Annotated in this window: 21 protein-coding genes; 12 read left to right on the plus strand and 9 right to left on the minus strand. The window is 56.1% G+C overall.

Annotated features, from left to right (window positions below):
• Nucleotides 1-111 precede the first annotated feature (111 nt).
• Nucleotides 112-1029, plus strand: coding sequence for a pirin family protein (locus MWN76_RS14335; protein WP_250462230.1), 918 nt, complete (start codon nt 112-114; stop codon nt 1027-1029).
• A gap of 152 nt (nt 1030-1181) precedes the next feature.
• A complete protein-coding gene (locus MWN76_RS14340) occupies nt 1182-2162 on the plus strand; it encodes a methyltransferase (RefSeq protein ID WP_250462231.1) in 981 nt (326 codons plus the stop codon).
• A gap of 67 nt (nt 2163-2229) precedes the next feature.
• On the opposite strand, the gene MWN76_RS14345 is transcribed toward MWN76_RS14340, so the two are convergent.
• From MWN76_RS14345 to MWN76_RS14355, 3 genes are all read right to left on the minus strand, one after another.
• Complete coding sequence (locus MWN76_RS14345) at nt 2230-2559, minus strand: hypothetical protein (RefSeq protein WP_250462232.1); 330 nt, start codon at nt 2557-2559, stop codon at nt 2230-2232.
• A gap of 344 nt (nt 2560-2903) precedes the next feature.
• Entirely contained in the window at nt 2904-3917 is a 1014-nt protein-coding gene (locus MWN76_RS14350) for a zinc-dependent alcohol dehydrogenase family protein (RefSeq protein ID WP_250462233.1), read from the minus strand.
• Nucleotides 3914-4933, minus strand: a complete 1020-nt coding sequence (locus tag MWN76_RS14355) for a site-specific integrase (RefSeq protein WP_250462234.1) — start codon at nt 4931-4933, stop codon at nt 3914-3916. Before MWN76_RS14355 ends, MWN76_RS14350 begins: the two co-directional genes overlap by 4 nt.
• Before the next feature lie 664 nt (nt 4934-5597).
• Between MWN76_RS14355 and MWN76_RS14360 the strand changes: the two genes are divergently transcribed.
• Nucleotides 5598-5933, plus strand: a complete 336-nt coding sequence (locus MWN76_RS14360) for an ArsR/SmtB family transcription factor (RefSeq protein WP_250462235.1) — start codon at nt 5598-5600, stop codon at nt 5931-5933.
• Between the two features lie 4 nt (nt 5934-5937).
• On the plus strand, nt 5938-6408 hold the full coding sequence (locus MWN76_RS14365; protein ID WP_250462236.1) for an SRPBCC family protein: 471 nt from the start codon (nt 5938-5940) through the stop codon (nt 6406-6408).
• 100 nt (nt 6409-6508) lie between these two features.
• Here MWN76_RS14365 and MWN76_RS14370 read toward each other — a convergent pair whose 3' ends face one another.
• Nucleotides 6509-7957: a DUF1254 domain-containing protein gene (locus MWN76_RS14370; RefSeq protein ID WP_250462238.1), complete on the minus strand. Its 1449-nt coding sequence runs from the start codon at nt 7955-7957 to the stop codon at nt 6509-6511.
• 191 nt (nt 7958-8148) lie between these two features.
• On the opposite strand from MWN76_RS14370, the gene MWN76_RS14375 reads away from it, so the two are divergent.
• Both MWN76_RS14375 and MWN76_RS14380 read left to right on the plus strand, forming a co-directional pair.
• Nucleotides 8149-10587, plus strand: coding sequence for an arylsulfatase (locus MWN76_RS14375; protein WP_250462240.1), 2439 nt, complete (start codon nt 8149-8151; stop codon nt 10585-10587).
• A 240-nt stretch (nt 10588-10827) separates the two neighbouring features.
• Nucleotides 10828-12750, plus strand: coding sequence for an alkyl sulfatase dimerization domain-containing protein (locus MWN76_RS14380; RefSeq protein WP_250462242.1), 1923 nt, complete (start codon nt 10828-10830; stop codon nt 12748-12750).
• A 205-nt stretch (nt 12751-12955) separates the two neighbouring features.
• Here MWN76_RS14380 and MWN76_RS14385 read toward each other — a convergent pair whose 3' ends face one another.
• Complete coding sequence (locus MWN76_RS14385; protein ID WP_250462244.1) at nt 12956-13963, minus strand: AraC family transcriptional regulator; 1008 nt, start codon at nt 13961-13963, stop codon at nt 12956-12958.
• Nucleotides 13964-14118: 155 nt separating this feature from the next.
• On the opposite strand from MWN76_RS14385, the gene MWN76_RS14390 reads away from it, so the two are divergent.
• The 6 genes from MWN76_RS14390 to MWN76_RS14415 all read left to right on the plus strand — a co-directional run bounded on the left by MWN76_RS14390 (nt 14119) and on the right by MWN76_RS14415 (nt 19768).
• On the plus strand, nt 14119-15159 hold the full coding sequence (locus MWN76_RS14390; protein ID WP_250462246.1) for a TonB-dependent receptor: 1041 nt from the start codon (nt 14119-14121) through the stop codon (nt 15157-15159).
• A complete protein-coding gene (locus MWN76_RS14395; protein WP_250462248.1) occupies nt 15111-16475 on the plus strand; it encodes a TonB-dependent receptor in 1365 nt (454 codons plus the stop codon). Before MWN76_RS14390 ends, MWN76_RS14395 begins: the two co-directional genes overlap by 49 nt.
• A gap of 82 nt (nt 16476-16557) precedes the next feature.
• Complete coding sequence (locus tag MWN76_RS14400) at nt 16558-17640, plus strand: DUF1254 domain-containing protein (RefSeq protein WP_250462249.1); 1083 nt, start codon at nt 16558-16560, stop codon at nt 17638-17640.
• 15 nt (nt 17641-17655) lie between these two features.
• Entirely contained in the window at nt 17656-18753 is a 1098-nt protein-coding gene (locus tag MWN76_RS14405; RefSeq protein WP_250462250.1) for a DUF1214 domain-containing protein, read from the plus strand.
• Nucleotides 18750-19229, plus strand: a complete 480-nt coding sequence (locus MWN76_RS14410) for a DUF1254 domain-containing protein (protein ID WP_250462251.1) — start codon at nt 18750-18752, stop codon at nt 19227-19229. The genes MWN76_RS14405 and MWN76_RS14410 overlap by 4 nt, the downstream gene beginning before the upstream one ends.
• A gap of 116 nt (nt 19230-19345) precedes the next feature.
• A complete protein-coding gene (locus tag MWN76_RS14415; RefSeq protein WP_250462252.1) occupies nt 19346-19768 on the plus strand; it encodes a DUF1214 domain-containing protein in 423 nt (140 codons plus the stop codon).
• 101 nt (nt 19769-19869) lie between these two features.
• Here MWN76_RS14415 and MWN76_RS14420 read toward each other — a convergent pair whose 3' ends face one another.
• The 4 genes from MWN76_RS14420 to MWN76_RS14435 all read right to left on the minus strand — a co-directional run bounded on the left by MWN76_RS14420 (nt 19870) and on the right by MWN76_RS14435 (nt 26558).
• Nucleotides 19870-20883, minus strand: coding sequence for a DUF1254 domain-containing protein (locus MWN76_RS14420; RefSeq protein ID WP_250462253.1), 1014 nt, complete (start codon nt 20881-20883; stop codon nt 19870-19872).
• A 139-nt stretch (nt 20884-21022) separates the two neighbouring features.
• Nucleotides 21023-22909: an alkyl/aryl-sulfatase gene (locus MWN76_RS14425; protein ID WP_250462254.1), complete on the minus strand. Its 1887-nt coding sequence runs from the start codon at nt 22907-22909 to the stop codon at nt 21023-21025.
• Between the two features lie 241 nt (nt 22910-23150).
• The gene (locus tag MWN76_RS14430) at nt 23151-25085 is read right to left on the minus strand and encodes an acyl-CoA synthetase (RefSeq protein ID WP_250462255.1); all 1935 of its coding nucleotides are present in this window, start codon (nt 25083-25085) and stop codon (nt 23151-23153) included.
• A 30-nt stretch (nt 25086-25115) separates the two neighbouring features.
• Nucleotides 25116-26558, minus strand: a complete 1443-nt coding sequence (locus MWN76_RS14435) for a coniferyl aldehyde dehydrogenase (RefSeq protein ID WP_250462256.1) — start codon at nt 26556-26558, stop codon at nt 25116-25118.
• Nucleotides 26559-26603: the final 45 nt, after the last annotated feature.

Consider the following 26603-nt stretch of genomic DNA (forward strand, 5'->3'; position numbering starts at 1 on the left):
AATAAAGCGCCTTACTGTAGCCTGTTGTGCGGGGGAATGTAAGCCGGACATGCGGGATTCAAAGCATCTATATTGTGCCCGCAGGAGGGCACCCAAACAGGGGAAGAGAACGTGAGCAATCTGACCAGGAGCGCCGAGCAGCCGTGCGACATTGTCGATGGTTGCGGCGCCATCGAAGTCATCGTCGAGCCCAGGGACAAAGAGCTGGGCGGCTTTACCGTGCGGCGTTCGCTGCCGAGTCGCCAGCGGCAGATGGTCGGCCCATGGATCTTCTTTGATCACATGGGCCCGGCCGGTTTTCCCGCGGGTCAGGGGATCGATGTGCGTCCCCACCCGCATATCGGGATCGCCACTGTCACCTACCTGTTCGAGGGGGAAATACTGCACCGGGACTCCCTCGGCAGCGTGCAGCCGATCCGGCCCGGCGATATCAACCTGATGGTGGCCGGCAGGGGCATCGTGCACTCCGAGCGGGAGAGCCCTGGAGTCCGCGACGTCGATCACCGCCTGCACGGCCTCCAGCTGTGGCTGGCGCTGCCGGCGGAGGACGAGGAAATGGCGCCGGAATTCCACCACTATCCGTCCGCCGGGATCCCGGCCCTGACAGTGGCTGGTGTGTCCCTGCGGGTCATGATGGGCACGGCCTACGGCGCCACCTCGCCGGTCAAGACTTTCGCCGACACCCTGTACGTGGAGGCCAGGCTGCGGGCCGGCCAGACCCTGGAGCTGCCGGATACCGCGGAGCGCGCCGTGTATGTGGCCAGCGGCAGCCTGAAGGCCCGCGACACGGAAATACCGGAGCATTCCCTGGCGGTTTTCTCCAGCCGGCGCGGCGTGTCAGTGGAAGCCACCGGGGACAGCCGCATCGCGATCATCGGCGGTGAGCCGCTGGGCAAGCGGTGTATCGTCTGGAACCTGGTCTCCAGTCGCCCGGAGCGCGTCGATCGGGCGGTGGAGGACTGGAAGGCGGGGCGCTTTCCGAAAGTGCCGGGGGATGAGCTGGAATTTATTCCATTTCCGGAAAAGTAACAGCGGCAGAGAAGATGGATATTTGATCTGAGTATTACTAACTAATGAGCAGAATTACAGCTTTGGTGTGTAAAAATATCGTATTTCTACAACCCGACGAGAGCAGGTCGTTGGCATAATATAAACTCGTCGGAGCCGGAGAGACACCGTTCATGAACAACAGCACCTCCTTGGATACACTATCCAGCCTCATAAGTGCGCACACCGTTTCTCGCTGTATTTACATTCTGGCAGAGGCAGGTGTTGCGGATCTGCTTGAGTCTGAGCCCCGGCCTGTCGCTGATCTCGCCGTCGAGTCGGGACTTGATAGTGATGCTTTGGAAAGAATACTGCGATTGGTTTCCGGCTATGGACTATTCATAGCTGAGGGCGCAGGTTATATGCATACCTCCATGTCAAAATTACTCTGTAGCGACCACCCGCAATCCCTCCGCCCCTTTGCACGAATGACAGGTATGCCGGTGATCTGGAAGAGCATTACGGAGTTGCCGCATAGCGCTCGTACAGGTACTCCTGCAAGCAACTGGTCCGACCTGCTGGCCCATTTTTCCAAGAACCCGCAAGATGCCTGTTTATTCAATGCATCAATGGCCAGCAAATCCCGCATGGCGATTAAAGCGGTAACAGAAGCCTACGATTTCAGTAGCTTTAACACTATTGCCGATATTGGTGGTGGACGGGGCCATCTCCTGCAAGCAGTCTGCTCGGGCTTGTCAGCCAAAGGTATCCTTTTCGAACTCCCCCATGTAATTGCCGATGCTATCGGTATTGCATCGCCGAAGTTGCAACTCGTCGAAGGCGATTTCTTCAGTGACTCACTACCTGTTGCCGACGTCTACATGCTGATGGCTGTACTGCACGATTGGAACGACGAGCAGGCCGTCGAAATTCTGTCTGCCATCCGGCGCTCGGCACCCGCGTGCGCCAGGGTCTTGATCATAGAGAGTATGATCATCAATTCGCGGGAGCCTCATTCCGGAAACTTATTCGATGTCATGATGCTCGCCCTCACTGGAGGAAGAAAGCGTTCAAAGGCTGCTTTTGAGCGTCTTCTGGATCGATCCGGCTTTCGAATGGAAAGAGTCATCGACACAGGCTCACAATACGCGATCGTGGAAGCATTTACCGTTTGAGCTCAGAACTGCAACGACCGCTGGGTAAAGGGCTTGGCGGTCGTAGAGATGCTCCAAATTGGCTCTCTCAGTTCGCGACACGTATTTGCGGCATCGCCGGGAGTTCCAGGTAGTAGGACATATAGCGGTGGGTGGCGTGGAATGCCGGGGCATTGCCGTCGATAGCGCGTTCGAACGCCGGGTCACAGGCGATGATCTCCGCCATTCGCAGGTGGTAGTCGTCGCCGGAAAACTGCCGCAGTGATTCCGCCGCGATCTGCGTCATCTCCATCGCGTTGGGGGTCGGTGCCCCATGCGCCACCAGCGTATCGCGGAAGGTCTTCTTGAATTGCTCGAAATAAGGTTCTTCGACGCTGAAAAATTCAATGGCGTTATAAAGCTTCTGTGCAGTGGTCATCTTCTCTCCCCCGGTTAAAGCAAGCGGCGCATACTAACGGAGCCGGGCTTGTAGATAGAAATATTTCACGCGCCAGACCATGAAATAAGCGACTTTTTTTGATCAGAGCATTGGAAATATGACACCGGAGCGGCTACCGCCCAGGCGTTTTTGGCGGCGTTTTTTCCTCGGCGAGCAGGGCTTATAGGGCTTGGAGGTCTGCGGGGGGAGCGTGTCTGGAGGCTCCGGGCCAAGATCCGCCAGGCCAAGATCCGCCAGGAGAGTTGCCTGAAAGGCAGCGGGCGGAACACGCCGCTGCCGATCGGTTCTGTCGATAGGTCAAGGGGCTGGATGGATGGGCCTGCTTACCACTCGACGCAGATCTTGCCGAAGTGGGCAGCGCTCTGCTGGTAGCGGAATGCCTCAGCCAGTTCCTGGAACGCAAAAGTGCGATCGATGACCGGGCGAATGCCCGTCTCGTTCAGTGCTGCCACATAGTCCTGCTGCTGGCGGCGGGTACCGACGATCAGGCCCTGCAGGCGCGCCTGTTTGGCCATCAGCAGTGCCGTGGGTACCTCGCCGGCGCGGCCGGTCAGCACACCGATCAGGGCGATATGGCCTCCTGCGCGCACCGCGTCGATCGACTGCGCCAGGGTGCCCGGACCGCCCACCTCGACAATATGGTCGGCGCCGCGACCGCCGGTGAGTTCGCGGACTTTGCGGCCCCAGTGTTCCTCGCGCCGGTAATTGATCGTGTGGTCGGCACCCAGGGCCCGGGCCTGTTCCAGCTTGTCGTCGGAGGACGAAGTCACGATCACCGCCGCGCCCATGGCCTTGGCGATCTGCAGTGCGCAGATGGAGACACCGCCAGTGCCGAGCGCCAGCACGGTATCGCCGGCCTTGAGCGGGCCGTCGGCCACCAGCGCCCGCCAGGCGGTCAGGCCGGCGGTGGTGATGGTGGCGGCTTCCGCGTGGCTCCAGCCTTCCGGTGCCAGTGTGAAGGCGCCGGCGGGCCTGACGGCGTGGCTGACAGCGAAGCCGTCCATGCCGTCGCCAGGCGTGCCGGCAAAGTTGCTGACGCTGTTCCCCGGTGCGCCGTCCGGCCAGTGCGGGAAAAAGCCGGATACCACCCGGTCCCCGGGTGCAAACCCGGTGACGCCTTCGCCGACCGATTCCACGATACCGGCACCGTCGGACATCAACACCCGGTCTTTTTCTGTGGGGATCTGGCCCGAGGCCACAAGGAGATCGTGAAAATTCAGGGAAGTGGCGTGGATGGCGACCCGGATCATGCCGGGGCCGGGCTCACCGGGGTCGGGGATGTCCCTGACTGCGAGCTGATCCAGCCCGCCCGGCCCCTGTACGACAAATGCTTTCATGGGTCTACTCCGTTGTTACTTTCGTTCATCAGGTGCGCCACCTTTTCCATCAATGGGTCGGTGGCGTTCTCGGTCAGCTGTTGGCCTTCCTCGATATACTCCCAGACGGTCGCATCGCTTTTCCAGCCGCCCTGTTTCTTGATCAGCTCGAAGTCCACCTTTTCCCGCGCGGCGGAGGTGGACAGGCCGCGGCGAAAGCTGTGGCTGCTCAACTCGCCGGCGAATTCAAGCCCGCAGGCCGCGCCCAGTTTTTTCAGCAACTCGTTCACGCTGCCCGGGCTCAAGTGTCGAGGCTGTACCTGGTCCCAGCGGTTGACCGCGCGAAATACCGGCCCTTCCGTAATCCCCGCCGCGTCGAGCCACTGCCGCAGAGCAGCGGCGGGGCACACCAGCGGATCGCCAAAGGGCAGGGCGCGGGTAATCCCCTGTCCTCTCTGATCGGTTTTCGATCTCGGCAGATGCACCAGCAACCCTTCTTCCTCCCAGGCCAGGTCCTCGACCCGGATCGCCACCAGCTCGCTGCGCCGGAAGGCGCCGAAGAAGCCGGCCAGTAGCAGTGCCAGGTCCCGCTGCTTCTTTTTGCTGTCCGGCTGTGCGCGCAGGTACCGTGTCATGGCCGCGATCTGTTCCAGGCGCAGGGCCCTGGCTTTCCGCTTGGGTCGCCCGTGCAGGCGCCGGATACCATCCATGGTCTTCCGTACCAGTGGATCGGTCACCGGGTCGACGATGCGCTGGTAGCGGTGCCACTGGCCGATGGCAGTCAGGTGCAGTTCCAGCGTGCGCGGATTGACTGCCTCGGCGCGGTCGAGCAGGTAGCGCACGAGTACGTGGCCGTCTGTTGGCAGCCGTCCGCCCCATTTCTCGAACTGGCGGATCGCCGAGCGGTACGCCCGGCGGGTGCTGTCCGAGGTGGCCGCGTGGAGGTATTTCTGTAGGGCTCCATCCGAAGCCAGTGCCGTACCGGTATCGGCAACGGAGTTGCCGTGGGGGTGCGGTTTCGGGGGGTTCTTGTTCATAGGCTTACTGTTCGGGAGGCGCTTTCACAGGGTTGAGAGTGGTTGCTGGCCATCCTCGGCTGTTCGCGACCATCATCGTTTTGCCACAAAGTGCAGATTGCACTATATGAGGCCGGCATACCTTTCGATGCCCGATCGTCGATCTTCCAGGTCCCGCTGATCGAACACGCTTTCTGGCGCTCTCGCTCATGGGCAAGATCTACTGCTCCAAGGCAGTGCGCGCGACGCAACAGTGCCAGAAATGTCCATCATAATCGAGTGTCTGGATTGGTACTGTCGCGGCAAGCTCTGGAACAGGATGCCGCAACGTTTCCCGGAATTATGATATGGCGGAGCTTCCGCGGTCCTAACCCACAAAAGCCGGATGTCTTATTTCACGCACCGTCGGACGAGCGATGACGCGACATGATAGAGCGCCTGGCCCGACATCCCCTGACGGTATTCGAATTGGCGGAGCCCACCAGTATGCGGCAGATCGTGATTCTTGAGGCGGAGTCGACGTACAACAGCAGCGGTTGGTGAGCACAGGGAAAGGCATGGATCGCCTTGTGGCAGTGATCGACAGCGGAGCCGGCTCTGCATAGTCTGATTAGGCCCGGTGCGGGCTATTCCGCCGATGTAAAATAGTTTGCCAAATGGTGAACTTTTTAGTATGGTTCTCCATATGGCAAACAATGAACTCTCCCTCGATAGAACCTTTCACGCCCTGTCTGACCCGACCAGGCGATCGGTCATTGAGCAGCTTATGGGTGGTCCGGCGACGGTGAAAAGCCTGTCGGAACCGTTTGCCATAGGTCTGCCTTCATTCATGAAACACATCAAGGTGCTTGAAGATTGCGGCCTTATCAGTTCCCAGAAAAAGGGGCGTGTTCGAACCTGTGAGATAAACCCTGTACAGCTGGTCGTTGTGGAAAAATGGTTATCGGAGCAGCGCGCTCTCTGGGAGAGCCGGACCGACCGGCTTGCAGAATATGTCGAAGCTCTCAATGCCAAGGAGTAATCCAATGACTGTTGAACATGCAGAACTCAGTATCTCACGTATCATTCAGGCCCCGCGCGCCGTCGTCTGGTCCGCCTGGGCAGAAAAAGAACACTTTGAAAAATGGTGGATACCAGAGCCCATGATTTGCAAGGTGATGAAAATGGACATGAATCCCGGGGGAGGCTTTGAAACCCGGATGAGCGAAGACGGCAACACTTTTCAACCACACGTTGAGGGTTGTTTTCTCGAGATTGTTCCGCAACGACGCCTGGTATTCACCACAGCTCTTACCGAAAGCTGGAAGCCCAATGAGCCCTGGCTGGCCCTGACGGCCATTATCAGTATGGAGGATGAAGGTGAGGCTACAAAGTATAGCGCTCGGGTGCTGCATAAAACCCCGGAGGATAGTCGCAAGCACCAGGAGATGGGATTCGAGAAAGGTTGGGGGACCTGTATCGACCAGCTGGGAAAGCTGGCAATGAAGCTGGCTTGAACTAATCCAACTTACTTACATGGATGAATTTGGATTAGTTGTAGTAGTTCAGATCAAATCTGAACTAATCCATCTGAACTACTACAATTTATCTACTGGCTCAGCGAGTGGCTTCGATCTCAGGTGGTGTCCAGTTCCCGCTCGTGATCGCCTCTTTCGGCCAGTACGCCCGAATGTAGAGTGAGAAATTACCCTGTGGGGCTGGCAGCCAGTTCGCTTCACGCTTGCCGCCAGGGCTTTCCGCCTGGACATACAGGGTCAGGCTACCATCGTCATTCTTGATCAAGGTCTTGTTCTTGGTGCCCAGCGAATAGCGATTGAGTTCGTTGGGATGAAAAAAGTGTTGTTCGTTATACAGTGTCAGAGACCAGAAACCGTCTACAGGTGGAAGCTCTCCCTGGGCGAAGGTCACTGTGTAGGCGTTTCCCCCATCCAGGCGTTTGCCTGAACTGTCGAAATCCGAACCGAAGTACATGGTTTCGTTCGGTACGTTTGAAAACATGTTCCCCTTGGCTGTTGCCGTGCGCTGGAAGTAGTCGTAGCCGAAACGCGCAGCATTTTTCTGTGTACGCCAACCGTTGCCGGCATCGACTCCGTTATTGCGGAATTGGAACATCTCCTTGATCACGGTGTTTTCCGTTTCCTCCGCAGCCTGGATGAGGACCTTTTGCAGCGCAGGATCTTTCGCTGCAGCATCGAGGACAAAGCTGATCGACGCATAAATTGCTTCTTCTCCCGGTAGAGGAGGAACCTGTTGCATGACCACTGGCAGGATCTCAAAAAACTTGTTTGGTACGACCCATTGAGTCTCACCTTTGCCACCTTTATTCGGATTGGGAATCCCGGGTGCTTCCGACCAGTCGATGGTTTTCATCTTGCCGTTGAATTCTGACAGAGGGTAGGCGACCACCTGGTCGATCATCGGCTGTATTGCCTTCCGGTCTTCCGCGGTGTCGTCCATGAATATCCTCGGAAATACCGCACCCAGGTTGGTGGGAGAGCGGTAGACTGCTTCGATCCCTTCTGGAATATCGCCTTTCCAGTCCGGGCCGACAAGGAGGTAGTGGCCCGGCTTGGTACTGTACTGGATCCCCATCGCCGCAAAGGAATCAGAGCGCTGGTCCACTACCTGGTAAACCCAGAAGCGATCGCCAAAATCCGGAACCTGGATTACGACCGGCTCCTTGTCCAGAGCGAGGAATCCAGCACCGTATACAACATCCTGATTTGGTGATGTGACAAAGCGCTGCTCAGGCGCGAGGTAGTCCGAAAGCATCGCCAGTTGGTTCAGCGGTGCAACCGGCAGTACCCCACCCAAGAGGCCAGGGTGGGGCGCAGTGCTGAACAACGTCTGTCGGTTGTGCATGTTGACCAGCGGCCAGCCCCAGATATAAGCAAAACGCCCGATGGCAGCAGCATACGCTGGTGAGACTGGCGCGCCATTTACCGGCGGAGGGACATCTGCTGCCGTTTTCGGTGCTGGTACCTGCCCCTTGGGTATCGCTGTATCCCGGGCGAGCAACGGCGCTTCCACCATCAGTACAAGCATCGCGATTGCTAACACTTTCCGGAGAGTCATAGAGTGCCCCAACTGAAAAACGTTGATTAGATCTAACCTTAGCTGAACTCTGTCTGCTTATTGAGACTCAAGATAAGACGCTCTGGTTTGCCTGCTAGGCTGGGATTTGAAACTTCAAATCACATCTATAAATAGTAGGAGCAGATGCCAGCGATTCGATCATGATACGCCAGGTGGAAAGCGGAATTGATTTAAATAGAGGTATTGAAATGGCAACACTGTCATTGAAAACAACACTGTTTGTGATCCTCCTTGCGGTTGGCTTACATGCGGACGCTGTTCTGGGGGATGAAACCAGGGATCAGAAGCTGCCCCGTCAGGAGTTCCAGAGTCAGGCGACAATTCCCTATCGCGAACAAAAGTTCACCGGGAACGTTGGCACAAGCTACAAGAACTCTGACCCAGCACAGTTTCCCAAGCCCGTGAGTGCACCGAAAGGTGCGCCAAATGTGCTTGTGGTCCTTTTGGACGACGTGGGGTTTGGTCAGTTCTCGGTATCCGGTGGGGCAATACCCTCACCATCCATGGAGAAACTGGCAGAAGAAGGGGTGTTTTATAATCGTTTTCACACGACTGCGCTATGTTCCCCGACCCGGGCCGCACTGCTGACCGGCCGAAATCACCATGTCGCCGGCACCGGAATCATTACCGAGCTCGCTACCGGTTATGACGGATATACCGGGATGATTCCTAAGGATACGGCGACGATCGCCGAGATACTGCGCCAGAATGGCTATATCACCTCGTGGTTCGGAAAGAACCACAATACACCGGTCTACCAGACCAGCATGATGGGGCCATTTGATCACTGGCCCAATGGGTTGGGCTTTGATCATTTTTATGGCTTCATGGCTGGCGACACCAATCAGATTCGCCCGTTCCTGTACGAGAACCAGACTGCCATAGGCACCCCGCAGGGGGAAGATTATTACCTGAGTGTCGATCTGGCCGACAGGGCACTTCAATGGCTACAGAATGCCGAAGCCGTACAACCGGAAAAACCGTGGTTCACCTACCTGGCCCCGGCGGCAACCCACTCTCCACACCAGGCGCCTAAGGCACTGATTGATCAGTTCGCCGGTAAGTTTGATGCAGGGTGGGACGAATATCGCCGGCAGACGTTCGAGCGGCAAAAGAAACGGGGAATTGTTCCCGGCGATGCAGAACTGACCCCGAGGCCTGCCAGCTTGCCGGCCTGGGATTCACTGAATGCGGATCAGAAAAAAGTTTACAGCCGGATGATGGAGGTATTCGCCGCATACGGTTTGCATGTGGACCAACAGGTTGGGCGTGTACTCGACTATGTCGAAAGCCTGCCGGATGCCGACAATACCCTGATTATCTACATCGTTGGTGACAACGGTGCCTCTGCGGAAGGGGGGCTCGATGGAACCCTGAATGAGAATGCCGCATTCAATGCATACCAGATGACGCTCGACCAGATACTACCCCGCCTGGATGAGATCGGTACGGAAAAGCACTTCAACCATTTTCCCGCAGGATGGGCATGGGCCGTGGATACTCCGTTCCAGTGGACCAAACAGGTTGCCAGTCACCTTGGTGGTGTGCGCAATGCCATGATCGTGAAGTGGCCCGCTCACTATAGCAAGGGCGGACAGATACGTTCCCAGTTCACCCATGTGATCGATATTGCCCCAACGATTCTCGAGGCGACGGGTGTCAGTGAGCCCCGTAGTGTCAATGGCACCGCGCAAACGCCTATTCAGGGCAAGAGTTTCCTGGCTTCGCTGTCGGATCCTGATACGCCGGAGACGCGGACCAGTCAATATTTCGAGATGTTTGCCAACCGCGCCATGTACAAAGATGGCTGGTGGGCGGCCTCAATGGCATTTGAACCCTGGGCGCTCACCCGTGCCGAATTCGACCCCATCACTGCAGAGTGGGAGCTTTACTACCTGGAAGAAGACTTCTCCCAGGCCAAAAACGTAGCAAAAGAGAATCCGGAGAAGTTAGAGGAACTCAAGGCTCTATGGTGGGCTCGGGCCTCTGCCAACAAGGCGTTGCCCCTCGACTGGCGCGGGCCGGAGCGCTTCAGTGCCGAGCTGACGGGAAAACCGAATCTGGCCGGGGACAGAACGAGTTTCACCTATCGAGGTAGATTCTCGGGCCTGCCAGAGGGCTCTGCCCCTGACGTGAAGAACAAGACGTTCAGCGTCACGGCCAAAGTGCAGATCAAAGACAGGGCCAACGGCATGATCTGGACCCAGGGAGGGAACACCGGTGGTTGGGCTTTCTACTTGAAGGGTGGAAAGCTGTATGCCGCCCACAATCATCTCGATGTTGAGCGTTACATAGTACAGAGTGAAAGTCAGGTTCCCGGAGGGAAGCGGACGCTGGAGATGAAGTTTGACTATAAAGGCGGCAACGAAATGGGTGGTCCCGGTACCGTAATATTGCTGGTAGACGGGAAAAAAGTGGGATCCGGTAACATCGAAAAAACAACGCCATTTAAGTACTCAGTGTCGGAAAACCAGGATATCGGCACCGATACAGGTACACCGATAACCTACGATTACCAGACTCCCTTGAACTTTGAGGGCAGATTGGAAGAGGTGTCCATAAAGCTGGATGGTGACTGAGTATACTTATTCAAAATTCGATAACCTCAAGGGGTTTACGCAACTCCCGATACGCTACAACCCTGGCTGGCCAGTCGGAAACCCCGGAAAGGGTAGGAAAAGTACTCGGATCATGGCGATGGATCGCAGGGAATTTATTGTTATTTATAAATCTTCAATGCAGAGTTGGACGATTTATAGAAGTGGGCTTTTACCTGAATTTGCACGCTTCCCAATAGAGTCCAGAAAGGAAAATATGTCATGAAGGCAGGAAATTCGATTGTATTCTTTACGGCAATGTTGATGTCATTCTCGTGTCTTGTCGGGGCGGCACAAGCTCAGGATCCAGGCCCACTGAACAGCCCTGTTCGCAGCCAGGATCCATCAGTTTTTAACAACGAGAAGGTTCTGAGCCATTTGGTACCGCATATCTGGCAGGGCAAGAATCTGGCTTACACCAAACCGTCACCCAAGATTCACAAAGCCCAAACAGAGTTTGCCAGGATGATGCCGCAGACGATCCAGGAGGTCGTCAAGGGAAGAATCTATCACGCTTATGGTTTCCAGGCCGCATCGACACTGATCGTTATCGGTGATGATGGTCTTATCATCATCGACCCGGGATCCGATGACGACAGTGCCAGGGTAACGCGTGACGCATTCTTTGAAGCAGTGCCAGAAGCCGCCAATCTGCCGGTTGTCGCCATCATCTATACTCACCGCCACATCGACCATGCTTTCGGCTCCGCCGGCTGGGGCGTCACCCCGAAAGCAGTGGATTCTGGAGATGTGAAGATCATCGCCTCGGAAAATTTTGTCGATAATCTGGTAAACGATGTAGGAGTCGTCGGCAACATTCTGACCCAGCGCACCGCCTACGCAGCGGGTTATTTACCGCAGGGCCCGGAGGGACTGGTTCACGCCGCTCTCGGACCCACATTCGGCGCAGGGCCTATCTCGTTCTTTTTGCCCACCGTGGAGGTCAAGGAGAGCGAAAGAATGAAGGTTGTCATTGCGGGAGTAGAATTCGAAATCTTTCATGCCTACGGGGATGCAGGCACGGATGAGATTGATATCTACCTGCCTGAATACCGTCACATTCATGGTTCCGAGACCATCCAGGGCGAAACCTTTCCCAATCTTTATTCGCTCCGAGGAACGTCTTACCGCGATGTCCAGTTATGGATGGAAGGTGTCGATAAGCTTCTCGTATATGCAGAGAAGTCCGATACTTACTCGGGCTCCCATATGCGTGCCTGGAAAGGAAATGATTTTATCATCGAGCGCATTAGAAACTATCGCGATGCAATACAGTATGTGCACGACCAGACGATTTACCTGATGAATCTGGGCTACGCCCGCGATGAGCTGGCGGAGATGGTCGTGTTGCCGGAGCCCTTCGCCAGTGACCCGTGGCTGCAGGAATATTACGGCACAGTCGCGCATTCCGTGCGAAATATCTACGACGGCTATCTCGGTTGGTGGGAAGGTGATGCGACCCAGCTCGCGAGGCCGGGCCCGAAAGCCACCTCGGAGCAATATGTGCGGGTGATGGGCGGTCGCGATACGGTTCTCGATGAGGGGCGTAAAGCCATTGATAACCGCAACTATGGCTGGGCGGCGGAGGTTCTCACCCACCTCATCAATGTAAACCCCGGAGATATGGATGCACGGAAGCTCAAGGCTGCAGCACTGCGGAACTGGGGCTATCTGCAGACCAATATTTACTGGCGCAACTACGCCCTCTCAGGTGCCGATGAGCTGGATGGCAGCCTCAACCGATCCATGCCGTGGAATTTCGCTGACCCCGCAATTGTAGCGGTATTGCCGACGACTTCCTTCCTGAAGACTATGAGCGTGCGCCTGAATGAGGATCACGCCAAGAGTGTGGCGATGAAGGTCCAGTTCGAGGTTTCCGATACGAATGAGAAGGCCGGATTTGAAGTGCGCAACCGGATCGCTGCCTATATCGAGGGTGAGTTGGACAAGCCGGATGTAACCCTGACCGGTACCAAAGAGGCGATACTGAAGACCATTGTTACCGGAAAGATCGGCGACGACGTAGAAGTAACCGGGGATCAGCCTGCGGCGGAAAAATTTCTTGGTCTCTTTGATGTAATCACGCCGAACGATGTCAATCTGGTGTTGCCCCCCGGCACGCCATTAAAACCCAGCGCGAACTGAGAAAGATGACAGGGCCCTGCATGCTTGGAAGCAAAGTTCGTGTAGGGTATATCCTTATATGGCCCTCCGGACTCAAAGATAATCCAGTCATTAATACATGCCTTATACATACCAACCGAATCTTTTGGGCAGGGCTCTCTATCATGATGATTCTGGAGAAAACAGCTACTGAAGTTATCCCGGCCGATAGTCAGTGAAGCGCCAATCAGCCAGCCTTGCGCCACGCCGTGGGTGAACGCCCGACTTTGCGTTTAAACGCGCGGGAGAAGGCGGCGAGCTCGGAGTAGCCCAGAATATCCGCAATTTCCACCAGCGAAAGCGTAGTATTGCGGATATACTTCATGCCGATCTCAATCCGGATCTTGTCCGCAGCTTCCCTGAAATTCGTATCCATTTCCTCGCGCAGGCGGCGGTGTAGGGTGCGGGGTGAAATACCCAGTGCGGCTGCTACATGTTCAAGAGAGAAGTTGCCCTGCTCGATCGCCTCGGTAGTCTTGCGCTGAAAGGTTTCGGCAAAGCTCTCGGAGAATAACCGCTCGCTGGATTCGAGATCCGATTTCAGACGCCGGTACTCCGCCTCGTCTTTGGTTTGGCTCGGCCATTCCAGCACCTTACGGGGAAAGCAGAGACCGGAGAATTCCTGGCCGAACAGCAGTGGACAGCGAAAAAACTGCTTGTAAGGTCGAAGATCCTCTGGCTGGGCGTGGTCGAATTGAACCCGGCTGGGCAGCCACCTTGGCCCCAGCAGTTCACGCAATATCTGAAAGCCGATACCAACGGAGAGCAGATGCTTCTGTTTCAGGTCCAGACCACCTTCCAGGTCCACCACGATGCGCCAGGTGGCTATTTCCCCTTCCACATCACACACGGCCCGGGCACCGCTGTTATGGAGTCTCAGGTGGTCGCCGATATCGCGAATGGCCTGGCCGACGGTGGGGGCATCGTGGGCAACGTTGCCGAGCAGCCCCATGGTGGCGAGATGTTGTCTGCGTGCCACCAACAACCCGAAATAAGGCTTGCCGGTAGTTTCGGCCAGTGCATTTAGGGTATTGATCAACTTGACGTAGGGGAGACGGGCATCGGGGTCTCTCAATGCGGAAGGATCCAGGCCATTACTGAGGAAGATCGGCTCGGGATCGATATCGAACTCAAGGGCGGCTTCGCGAATGCCGTCAAAGGCGGCAAGCCTGACTGAATGATCGGTCACGGCCATCTCTATTTTTGCTTAGGGATCGTGAAAGTGCTCCATGTGGCGAGATATGTCAAGTGGCGGCTTCAGGGTTTATTTAGCCTCACTGTGTAAAAGCCGCCTATATATGGACCAGGTGGCTGCATAAAAAAAATAACTGAATGAAGAGGAAAGCGTCGATGAATAGCAAAATAAAACCCTTGGCTCTAGCTATCGGTCTGGCTCCGGTTGCTGCCTCAGCAGCAACCATTGAAGAAGTCACGGTCACTGCACAGAAACGTGCGGAAAGCGTGCAGGATGTGCCGATCTCCATCTCCGCCTATTCCGGCGATTTTATGGAGGAGTCCGGAGTCGACACCCTGTCCGACCTGGCCCCATTCACCCCCAATTTCACCATCTCCAGTAGCTCTCAGGAATCCAATGTCCGCATTTCCATACGCGGTGTGGGCTCTGCGGGTAACTCCGCCATCGAGCCCAGTGTCGGCGTGTTTATTGATGGTATCTATTACCCCCGTCCGGGCGCGGTGATTGGTAACCTGATGGACATCCAGACCGTAGAGGTATTGCGCGGTCCCCAGGGCACGCTGTTTGGCCGCAATACGCCGGTGGGCGCGCTCAATATCACCACCCGTGATGCTACCGATGAGTTTGAGGCGGATATCACTGCCGGGGCCGGAAATTACGGCGCATGGAATGTTGGCGGTACCGCCAGTGGCAGCCTCACCGATGGTGTCCGCTTCCGCCTGAGTGGAAAGACCACCAGCCGTGACAGCTACATCACCAATGATTACGTTGGCAACGAAGATGTTGGTGTCAGAAACGGTGACCCGGAGGGCCGCGAGGATACCAATCTGCGCGGCAAGCTCTCCTTTGATGTGGGTACCTCTATGACGCTGGATGTGATTGCCGATTACGCCGCCGTCGATAGTGGCGGGGCCACGGTAGAGCTCCAGACCGACTCTGCCACGCCCTTGTTCAACGGCACCTCACAAGCCTTGTTCGGTGACACCCCGGTTACCGAAGACTCGTTCGACCATCGCATCAATCAGCCCCATGAAGACAGCCTGCGCGATCGTCAGTCCGGCCTGGCGGTAAAAGCGGACTACGAAATGGCTTCCCTTCCGGGCACACGCTGCGCTCCATCACCTCCGTACGCACCTGGGAAGCGGAAGTGTATGAAGATGCCCTGCGTCTGCCCGCAAAACTCTTGCCGCGTCTGACCGATTACTCCACCGACACCATGTCCCAGGAGCTGCAGTTGCTTTCTCCTCAGGGACAGAAACTGGAGTATGTGGCAGGCCTGTTCTGGTACGACGAGGAATACGATATCCGCCAGGGATTTGATGCCGGCGACGCCTTCTGTTCCCCGGTGATTTCCGGCATGGCCTTTCAGCAAGCCATGGCTGCTACCGGTGGCAATGCGGAGGTTTCGCAGCAGATTGCGATGGGGGCCGCCGCAGACTGTCTGAGCCAGCCGCAGGACTATGTTGCCGACAGCTACTTTGACCAGAGCCTTGCGAGCATCGCCGCTTTTGGTCAGGCGACCTATCACCTCAACGATGCCTGGAAAGTAACCCTGGGTGGGCGCTGGACGAAAGATGAAAAGCGTGGAATTTTTGAACAGATTCTGAATAACAGCTACGCCTCTGCGATCCGCACCGAGGAACAGGTGCTGGATATGCGTCGGGATGATTCGAAGCCGACCTGGTTCGCAAATACCAGTTATGCGCCCACCGACAACATGATGGTGTTTGCCACCTTCTCCTCCGGTTATAAGTCCGGTGGATTCAACTCGGAAGGTGCCGGTTTTGATATGGGGCGTGAGCTGCGCATCTTCGGCCCGGAAGAGTCCAGCAATATTGAAGTGGGCATGAAGAGCAATTGGCTGGACAACAGCCTGATGGCCAACGTCACCGTCTACCGAACCGAGATTGAAGGCTTCCAGGACCGGTCATTCGATGGTCTTTCCTATATCGTCAAGAACGCTGGCGAAGTGCGCCAGCAGGGTATCGAAGCCGACTTTATCTACCAGCCGCTGGACGAGCTGCAACTGACCGCCGGTTTCAGCTATCTGGATTCCGAGTTCCTCTCCTTCAAATCCGCTTCGCCATTGCCCGGTGCCACCGAGTTTCAGGACCTGACCGGGTCCCGCAAGCATTTCGCGCCCGAGTGGCAGGGTTCACTGGTCGCCCATTGGGAGTCGTCTCTGACGGACAGCCTCAATTGGTACCTGCGCGGTGAAAGCCAGTATATGGGTGAACAGAATATCGGTGCCAACACCAACGGCAATCCGCAGTCCATTCAAGAGGCCTACACCCTGGTGAACCTGCGCGCAGGCGTACGTGATGTAGCGGATCAATGGCAGGTCGCGCTCTTTGGCAAAAACCTTAGCGACGAGGGCTATTGCCTGACCATGTTCGACCAGCCAATCGGCTCGCTGGTTGGCGGTGTCAATGCAGAGCAAAACACCAGTGTACAGCGTTGTATTCCGGGGGCACCCAAAACCGCCGGCGTGGAGGTTCAATACCGTTTCTAAGACAACAGAATCTTGCATCCTGGAATACCGGAGCTTTGCGCCGGTTTCTGTATGTGGGTAACCAGATGATGGAGAATATACCGTGAAGAATAATAAGCGAAACACCTTAAAACCATCAGGCCTATTGGCCTCAGTTTTTCTCGGAGCCGTTTTGACAGCCTCAGGTAGCGCGCTCGCCGCCGATTCCAGTTTGAAGAAAGTCACACTGGATAATTACATCGTTGCCGAAACAGACGGGTATTTCAGCCGTTTTCTGGCCGAGAATCCGGTGAACAGTATCAGGCACATGCGCGATCCATCCGGGCCCGATAACCAGTTTGTGATAACCGAAAGCCGAGACTTCCTCTACAGTCACTCCGTGGTCGATGTTTCGGTTGGTGCTACGGTTGAAAACCCCGCTTGGGACTATTTCTCCGTCATTGAGGTCATTGATGAAAACCACTATGTGGCGGATGTGCTTTACCCGGGGGAGAAAAAGTACTTTACGGCGGACCAGCTATCCGCCGGCGAGCATATGTTTCTCAATATCCGCACTGGGATTCCATCGTTGGACGCGGAGGGTTTGGAGAAAGCACACCAGCACCAGAACGCCATCCGTGTGCACGCAGAGTCCGCCACACCATATCCGGAAAAGAAATTTGATGCCCAGTCGTTGCTAGACGTACGCAGGCAACTGCTACCTCAGGCCCGTGGCGTGAAAGAAACATGGCGCGCCGTTGGCGGCAAAGATGTCGTGGATCCCAAGCTGCATCGGATTGCCACAGCCGCAGGGTGGGGTGGACTGCCGGTGGAAGCGGCTGCGTATATTGCCAGCATCCAGCCGGATGCCGAATCCCGCAGTGGCACCTGCTCTAGAATGACACTGCCGCAGCCACCGGTTCGCGCGCAGGATGGCGGGTTCTTTTCCGTATCTACTTATGATAGTGGCAGCTGGATTGTGGAAAAAAACTTTGCCGTCAATGATCGCGAGGCCGAGGCCAATGCAGATGGTAGCATCACCTTTCACTACAATTGTCCGGACCAACCGAACAATCTGGATGTGCAGCCCGGTTGGCGGCAGATAATACGCTTTTATCTGCCGGAGTCACCACAGCAGATTATTGACTATATACAGGCCGTGGAGCAGAAGGTCGCGGTTACACCGGTAGCACAGGATAAAGGCTGATCAGGAATAATGGATATGCATTTCAATTCTTTTGGCGCAGCTGAGGGTCAAGCGGGCTTCGCAGCTACAATGAAGCAGGGCATTCGTACAGTGGGAATGTTTGGCCTGATATTGATTCAGTTGGTTCTGCTCGGTACCAGTGCCCAGGCACAAGATGAGCGGCAGGATACACCGGTGCTGGTAACCGTGGATAATTTCGTACGCGCTGAATCAGATCGCTATTTCCGACAACGGGAGTCTATCGGTGGCTTCGGCCGTTTCGCCCACAACCGCGATCCGGTAGACATCGACCATCAGCCGGTGGTGCGGGCCAACCGCGATACATTGTATTCCTACGCGGTTTTCGACCTGAACCACCCGGTGACCATCACACTGCCGGAACAGGACGACCGCTACCAGTCGATCCGGATCATCAATCAGGATCATTACGTCGTGGATGATTCCGCAAAGCCCGGCGTCTACAAGCTCACCAAAGACAAAGTCGGCACCCGCTACGTGCACGTCAATGTCCGAACGCTCGTCAACCCTCTGGATCCCGAGGATGTGAAGGCTGCGCGTGCGCTTCAGGACCAGGTGAAACTGGAGCAGGCGGATCCCGGCTCGCTCGATCTGCCCAACTGGGACGAAAAAAGCCGGGCTGCGGTGCGTAAGGCCATTCTCGGACTTGCGCCGCACGTGCCCGACAGCCGTCGCATGTTTGGCACCAAGGATCAGGTGGACCCGGTACGGCATCTTATTGGTACTGCAGGCGCCTGGGGGTTCGGATCGGAAGAGTCCGCCATCGCAATGAACGTTTTCCCGGAGAAAAATGATGGCAATACTCCGTACACGCTCACGGTGAAGGACGTACCGGTGGATGGCTTCTGGTCCATCTCCGTCTACAACAGCGACGGGTATTTTGAGAAAAACCCCAATGGTGGCTACTCCCTAAACAACCTTACCGCCAAGAAAGGTGCCGATGGCTCCTACACCATCCACTTCGGCGGTGACCCCTCGCAGCCAAACTGGTTGAATATCAGCAAAGGCTGGAACTATGTAGTGCGTATGTACCTCCCGCATCAGGAGGTGATCGATGGCACCTGGACATTCCCGGAAGCGGAGCCGGTAAAATGAAGGCGACTATTTTGACATCCATCATTGCTCTTGGATTATCGGCGGCGGCCGGCGCTGAACCCCAGAAGGTCGATGCATTCAACTTTGTCCGTGCTGAGACAGACCGCTACTTCGATATGATTGTGAAGCGAAACGGCGGCCTGGGTATTCTGAGTCACGAGCGCAAACCGCTGCCACCCGATGCGCGGGTGATTGTGCGGATCAACCGCGACACGCTGTATTCCTCATCGATCCACGATCTGGCTGCCGGCCCGGTAAAGGTATCCATGCCCGAGAATCCGGATGGACGCTACCAGACGCTGCAGGTGATTTCTCAGGATCATTTTACGCCCTTCCTGATCCACGAGGGCACCCTGGAACTGACGCAGGAAAATGTGGGGACCCGCTATGTACTCGTATCCGCTCGAACCTTTTTGATCCGGCAGACGAGGCCGACATCAAGGCGGCACATGCGCTGCAGGATGGCATCGAGGTAGAGCAGGCGGAAACCGGCAGCTTCGACATTCCACAATGGGATAAGGAGAGACTGGACAAAGCGCGGGACGCCTTCTCCAGTCTCCAGTCACTGGGCGGCACGGACGATAAGGTGCGCATGGGCAAGGCGGATGAAGTGGACCCACTTGCACACATGATGGCAACCGCCACCGGTTGGGGATTACAACCCAGAAGCGAGGCGATGTACTTCCGAGGGTACCCAGACCGTAACGACGGTAAAGCGGTGCACAGCATGACGTTGCGCGACGTACCCGTCGATGCCTTCTGGTCGGTAACGGTTTATAACCGCGAAGGTTACTTTGATAAAAACCCGCTCGACGCCTATTCAATCAATAGTGTGACCGCGGAAAAAGACACCGAGGGCGCGGTAACCATTCAGTTCGGCGACTGTGATGGCAAGATTCCCAATTGCCTGCCGATCATGGACGGCTGGAACTATTCGTTGCGACTTTATCGCCCACATGACGTGGTACGCAATGGACAATGGAAGCCACCGGTTCCCCAGCCGGTAACACGCTGAGAATGGTTCGGACCTGAAAATGAAAACCGGTGCTGAGCGCCGGTTTTTTGCTGGGAGCGACCAGGTCGTGAACACACAGCCGATCACGTCCAGAGTTCCATTTACGATGAAGCGGCAGAATAGGGCTCTACTTCTGGCAGGGTGTACTGGCCTTTCAGCACACGCTCTCCGGGGCGGTATACCCGCATCAGAAAGTTCCAGCCCTCGGTTATATCCAGCCGGTTCTTTACCGGGCCACAGGCGTTCTCACTGCCAAAGTAGGCGGTGAAGGTATCATCCTCATGCATTTCCGTATTGGCACGATTGAGAATCACATTGTCCGACTGCATATAGCCGTCTTTGCCGTACACGGTGATTGACCAGAAGGCGTGGTTTTCTGGAATGGTGTAGTCGGCGGTGTAACAGCCATCGGCTGGCAGGTCCGCGCGATAGTTGATGTAGACCGCATCCCGGTTTGGTAATAAGCCCCAGGCACCCGCTGCGGCAAGGTGTCTGGTCTCTTCATTGGGTTCTCCCGGTGCTCCCTGCCATTCATCCGGATACATGCCGAGGCTCGAGAAAGTGGATTCATATTGCAGTCGCAGATTGTCCAGGGACGCTTGATCCCAGTTTTTGGCCGGGAAGGGCGCTGCGCTGCTGGTTTTAATGGAAAACTGATCCTGTAGCCTGTGCAGCATCCGGATCTCGTTATTGTCACTGGCATCCTTGAGTTCTACGCGAGCCGCGACCATTACATAGCGGGTAGTATCCGGAATCTTGTAGGTACCGGGTTCATACTCTACCAGCGTGGCATAGTGGTTACTGTCGATCACGGCCACAGACGCGTAGCGCCCATCGGGCATTGCGGGGAGTGTTACGCTGGCTCCCCCTTTCGTGTCTACCACCGCACCAGCGTACAGTGTGTCGCGATTCATGCGAATGACGGTTTGCCGATCCAGGGGTACCGGGCGGCGAAATACCATAAATTGATTGGTGCCACCGGCACCGGCAATGATGCGCTGGAAATAGCGCTCGGTTTCCGCCTGGATAAAGGTATCTTCCGTCACCTGTTGCGCTGTAGACGCGAACGCACTGCAGCTTGATGCCAGTAGGGTGCTCAACACCAGTTTATTCAAAGGCGATTCTTGAGGGGCTGTTCTTTTCATGGGGGATCCAATCAGTCTGTTTTATTATTCTCCATCGATACAGCCTGGATGGAATTTACAGCGGTACGGCTCGGCCGGCGCTTTAGCACCGGCGGAGATTGTATTTAACTCAGCCTTCCGCAATATTGACCGGCTCGATGACGCCTTTTGCGGGCGTAACGACGTTGAAATCTGCGGAGAAGCTGTCCAGTAGCGAGAACAGTTTTGCCAGGGTCTTGGGATCGCCAGACAACTGGATTGCACCGCCGTCCACCTGCGCCGCAAGGGAACCGGGTTGAACCAGCAGGCGATTCAGGGCATTGCGGTCCAGTGTGATGGCCAGGTCTGCCTCGACGTCACCGGTGACTGCACGGTGGCGCAGCACAGAGTGCTCCAGTGTCATCGCGTAGCGCTTGTTCGGGTCGGTAAATTGCCATTCGATGGCAAGCTGCACACCATCTGCCTTGGGTCCATTCAGGCGCACAGCAAGGATATCGAAAATCTGCTCGATGCTGAGCGCGCGCAGCAGATCCGGCGATGCGGTGGTGGGGGAGTTGCTCGTGTCTATGCCATTGCGCAGTTCCAGCGCGCCGCTGAGGTAGATGTTACGCCAAGGGCCATTCTCGGTCTGGTAGCCCAGTTGCTCGAAAATATCTGCCTGCAGCATTCTGGCCTCGGTGTTTTCCGGTTCCGCCATTACCAGGTGATTCAGTAGTGTTGCTGCCCAACGGTAGTCACCGCGCCCGTAGGCCTCGCGGGTCTTTTCAAGGATCACTTTCGAACCCCCGAATGCGTCCACATACTGTGTGCCCAGTTCATGGGGTGGCAGCGGATGCAGGTTTGCCGGGTTTCCGCTCCAGAATCCCATATAACGCTGATAAACGCCCTTGACGTTGTGGGTGACATTTCCGTAGTAACCGCGGTTGAACCACTCGCTGCCGAGGCTTTCAGGTAGCTTTACCCGTTCCGCAATTTCATCCATTTTGTAGCCCTGATTGATCAGGCGCAGGGTCTGATCGTGCAGGTATTTGAGCATATCCCGTTGCTTGGCAATGTAGTTTTTTACATTTTCCTTGCCCCAGCGTGGCCAGTAGTGGGAGGTGAATACCACTTCAATGCGATCGCCAAACAACGCGAGGGTTTCATCCAGGGACTTTGACCAGTTCAGCGGGTCGCGGACCTTCGCGCCGCGGGGGGTGAGGATGTTGTGCATGGCCGCGTTGAGGTTTTCCGCCCCCATCAATGCCTTGAACTGGGGCAGGTACATCATGATTTCGGTGTCTGCTTCAGCCTCGGGCGTAAGCTGGAATTCGAAGCGCACGCCGTCGATGTCCATGGACTGGTCGGTGTGCGTGATGTATTCGGTTGGCTCAATCAGGGTAAAGGTACCGATCGCCACGCCCTTGCCGAGACCGTTGTCCACCTGTTGGCGGGGGCCGCGCGGCAGTAACACCCCGTGCATGTACTGGGCGCGACGGCTCATGGCATTGCCGGCGAGCGCCATTTCACTGGCCACGTGCTCCATAAAATGCGCCGGTGCGATCACGCGGGTCTTGCCACTGTCCACATCTTGCTGGGAGATAACGCCTTTGACACCGCCAAAATGATCCGGGTGGGAGTGGGTGTAGATCACGGCACTGACGGGCCGTTCACCCAACTCTCTGTTCACCAGTTCCAGCGCCGCCTGGGATACTTCGGTCATGGTGAGCGGGTCGATGATGATCCAGCCGGTTTTGCCGCGAATCACGCTCATGGTGGTCAGGTCAAAGCCGCGTACCTGGTAAATGCCATCCACTACTTCGTACAGACCGGTTTTGCTGTTCAGTAACGCCTGTCGCCACAGGCTGGGGTTGACGGTATCCGGGGCTTCTTCCTTGAGAAAATTCCGATAAACCTGCATGTCCCAGACCGTTTTGCCATTTTCGGCTTTGACGACCAGGTCCGGGGTTGCGGCGATCAGGCCGCGATTGGCGTCGACAAAATCCTGCCGGTCGCTGAAGTCCATCGTTACCGCCATCCTGCTATTGGCCTCTTTCGTAGCCGCAGTGGCGTTTTTAGGCTGTATCGATTCTGCGACCGCCAGGCTCGCAGTTGAGAGGGTGGCGGATACCGCCAGTGACAGTAAAGAACGGTGGATGGAACGTGAAAAGCTACCGGAACGGTTGTATGAACGGATTTGCACGTAAAGTACCTCATTATTGTTGGTTTATGGTGCAAGAGTTTGCCGCGTGCCCCGCGGGTGGAGCACGCTGACCGTGTTATTCGCTGATATGGAAAGTGGAGTGGAAGGTGTAATTGGCCAGTTCCGAGGCGATTTCATCCTGACGCTCGGCCAGCGCGCGATTGATGAATACATCCGCGCGCTGGCCATGTTGCTTGCAGGGGGTTACCTCAACGCGAAACGCGTCCTGCGGCAGTTTTTCACCCAACCGCTCCTCGATCACCCGGCGAATGGCGTCCCGTCGCAGATCGGGCTTGAAGACCTTGCCGACCGCGGTGTGGGGGATTTCGTCGATGATCCAGATATTCTTTGGCACTGCCGCACGCTCGGGAATATGTTCCGCACAGTAGTTTATCAATTCCTCGGCGGTGGCCTCGGTTCCGCTTTTCAATGTGACGTAGGCAACCGGGAGTTCACCCACGCGATCGCAGGGTTTGCCCACAGCTGCCGCCATTTCCACGGCGGGGTGCTGGTAAAGAATGTCTTCGATCATCTGCGGATCGATATTGTGGCCGCCGCGAATGATCAGGTCCTTCGCCCGCCCGGTCAGCCACACATAACCGTCGGCATCCCGGCGCGCCAGGTCACCGGTATTGAACCAGTCACCATCAATCCAGATATCGGTGTTTTTGCTGGGATCGGTATACCCTTTAAAGACATTTGGGCCACGAATCAGCAGTGTACCGGTTTCTTCCACCTGGCAATCCCGTTGCAGTTGACCCGCTTCGTCCAGCTGTACCACTCGCACATCGGTGTAGGGCAGGGGTAAACCGATCGAGCCGGTGCGACGCTCACCCGCTGGCGGGTTGGTAGCACTGCCGCAGGTGCCCTCGGTCATGCCGAAGCCTTCGATCAGTGGCACTTTGGTCAGCGCCTCAAAGGCCTCATGCACGGCAACGGGCATTGCTGAGCCGCCGGAAAGTACATTTTTCAGCGAAGTGATATCGGCATCGCCCACCGGCAATTGCAGCAGGCCGGCATAGATCGCTGGCACCGCGCTGAAGAAGCTCACTTTATGCCGCTCCACCAGTTTCCAGAAGTTCTGCATCAGATCCTGATTGCGGTAGCCAGCGGGTGTAGCCAGCAGTATCTCACCACCGTTCAGCAGGGGAAGTAGCCCGGTCACCACCACGGCATTGACATGGAATAGCGGCAGGCCACACAGCAATACAGAACTGTCGTCATGACGTAACACCATCTGCATCATGGCAGCATTGGTTACCTCGTTGCGGTGAGTATGCGGGGCGAGCTTTGGCGTACCCGTGGTGCCGCCGGTATGGAAGAGGGAGGCAGTATCGTTCGCGCTGATAGTGCGTTCGAACTGCAGTTCATTGCCGGGGAATCGGCCAATAAAGGCATCGAAATCCTCGCACCAATCATGGGTTTTTAACGGCAAAGCGGATCGGACCTGCTCTGCCTGGGCTTTAGGGAGGAACTGACACAGGTCGACGTAGAGGACTTTTTCCAGGGTCGGGATCTTCTCGCGGATCTGTTCGACTTTATCCCAGAAATCCAGCCCCGGAAAAGGTGCTGCCGCGACCAGTACCCTGGTACCGGCACCATTCATGATGCCCGCAATGTGCTCCGGCTCCAGCAGCGGGTTGATCGGGTTGACGATACCTGCGGCTTCCCCGCCCCAGAGGGTAAAGTGTGTCTGCGGCAATGAAGGTAGCAGGAAGGACACTACATCATCGCTGCCGATACCCAGCGAAGAGAAAGCATTGGCGGTCTGCCGGATCTTGTGCAGGAATTCACTATAGCTATAGGCAACTCCCTGCTCATCCGCCTTACCGGTAAACAGGAACCGCAACGCAGTATTATCCGGATACTGCTGCGCACTGTCTTCAATCAGTGCAAACGTGCTTTCTGGCAGCTCGTACTGTTCCAACGGCGTTTCTTCAATAGTCCGGATATCGTCCAGGGATTTAATTTCCGGCAGTGTGCGAACGAGTTCTGAAAAGCGATTATTCATGGACATATCCCATTACTACTAACGGCGCGCTTAGCGGGCCAGGCGCAACATAAAGTTCAGTATTTTTTTTGTGGTTGCCGTGTAGGGAGGCATGAGTGGTTTCATACCATCGAGGAATCCCTGATAGAAAACCGGGCGCATTTTGGAAAAGTTCACAAAACCCTCGTAACCATGGTAGTGCCCCATACCACTGTGCCCAACACCGCCGAAAGGCAGGTCGTGCTGCCCTACATGCAGCAGACAATTGTTGACCGTAACACCACCAGAGATAATGTGGGTGATGTAGAAATCCTGCAGGGCCTTGTCTTTGGTAAAGGGATACAGTGCTAGGGGACGCGCGTGGCGGTTAACATATCCCACCACTTCACTGGCTTCCCGGTAGGTCTTGATCGGCAGGATCGGACCGAAAATTTCCCGCTGCATCACCTGCATTTCGTCAGTGGCGTTGAGAATCAGGTGCGGTGGGATTTTGCGCAGCTTGCTATCCCCCTCACTGTCGGAAGAGAGACAGATGACTTTCGCTCCTTTTGCTTCGGCGTCCCTGATGGTTTCCCATAGGCGCTGATAGGCGGTGTCATCAATAATCGAGGTGTAATCTTTACTCAGGAGGTCCGGATAGCGATCCGCAACCAGTTTACGGGACTGATCGACAAAGGCATCCACTTTATCTTCCGGAAGGAACAGGTAATCCACCGTAGTGCAGATTTGGCCGGCGTTTAGCAGTTTCCAGTACATGATCCGTTCAGCCGCCACATCCAGCGGGAAGTCCGGTGCCACGACAGCCGGCGACTTGCCTCCCAGCTCTAGGGTAACCGGCGTCAGGTTTGCGGAAGCATTGTTCATTACCGATTTGCCTGTCTGGGTGGAGCCCGTAAACAGAAGGTGATCAAACGGAAGCGCGGAAAAGTCCGGGCCAATCTGGTGATTGTCGGAAAAGATGGAGAGTTTTTCCGGTGGAAAATAATCGCCGCTGATACGCCCGAGGAGGTCGGCAAGACGGGATGAACGATCGGACATTTTCACCATCGCGCGGTTGCCAGCCGCGAAGATACTGGTCAGCGGTGCAAAGGTGAGATTGGCGGGGAAGTTCCACGGCACGATTACACCCACCACACCCAGAGGCTGCGGTATCAATCGGTTGCTGGCACCCGGGTACAGAGTGAACTGTACATGACGCTTCTGTGGCTTCATCCATTTGCGTAATTGCTTGATCGTATCCTTGATCCCGTCCAGTACCACGAAAAACTCACAGAACAGGGTTTCTGTTGCGGACCGGTTGCCGAAATCATCGCTGATTGCCTGGACGATCTCATCCTGGTGGTCGGTCAGCATCTGCGACAGTTTTTTCAGATCCTCGATACGCGTTTCGCGATCGGGGTAAGGGGCTGCCAGATAGACCTGACGCTGGCGGTCAAAGATGGACTGAATTTGGGCCACGGCTTCTTCACGTGACGCTTCAAATTGCATATTCATGGGCTTTTCCCGACGCGAGCCGGGCTCCGTAATCTCTTGGTGACG

Origin of the sequence: Microbulbifer litoralis, assembly GCF_023634065.1 — a bacterium.
In the GTDB taxonomy this organism is placed as follows: Bacteria; Pseudomonadota; Gammaproteobacteria; order Pseudomonadales; family Cellvibrionaceae; genus Microbulbifer; species Microbulbifer litoralis.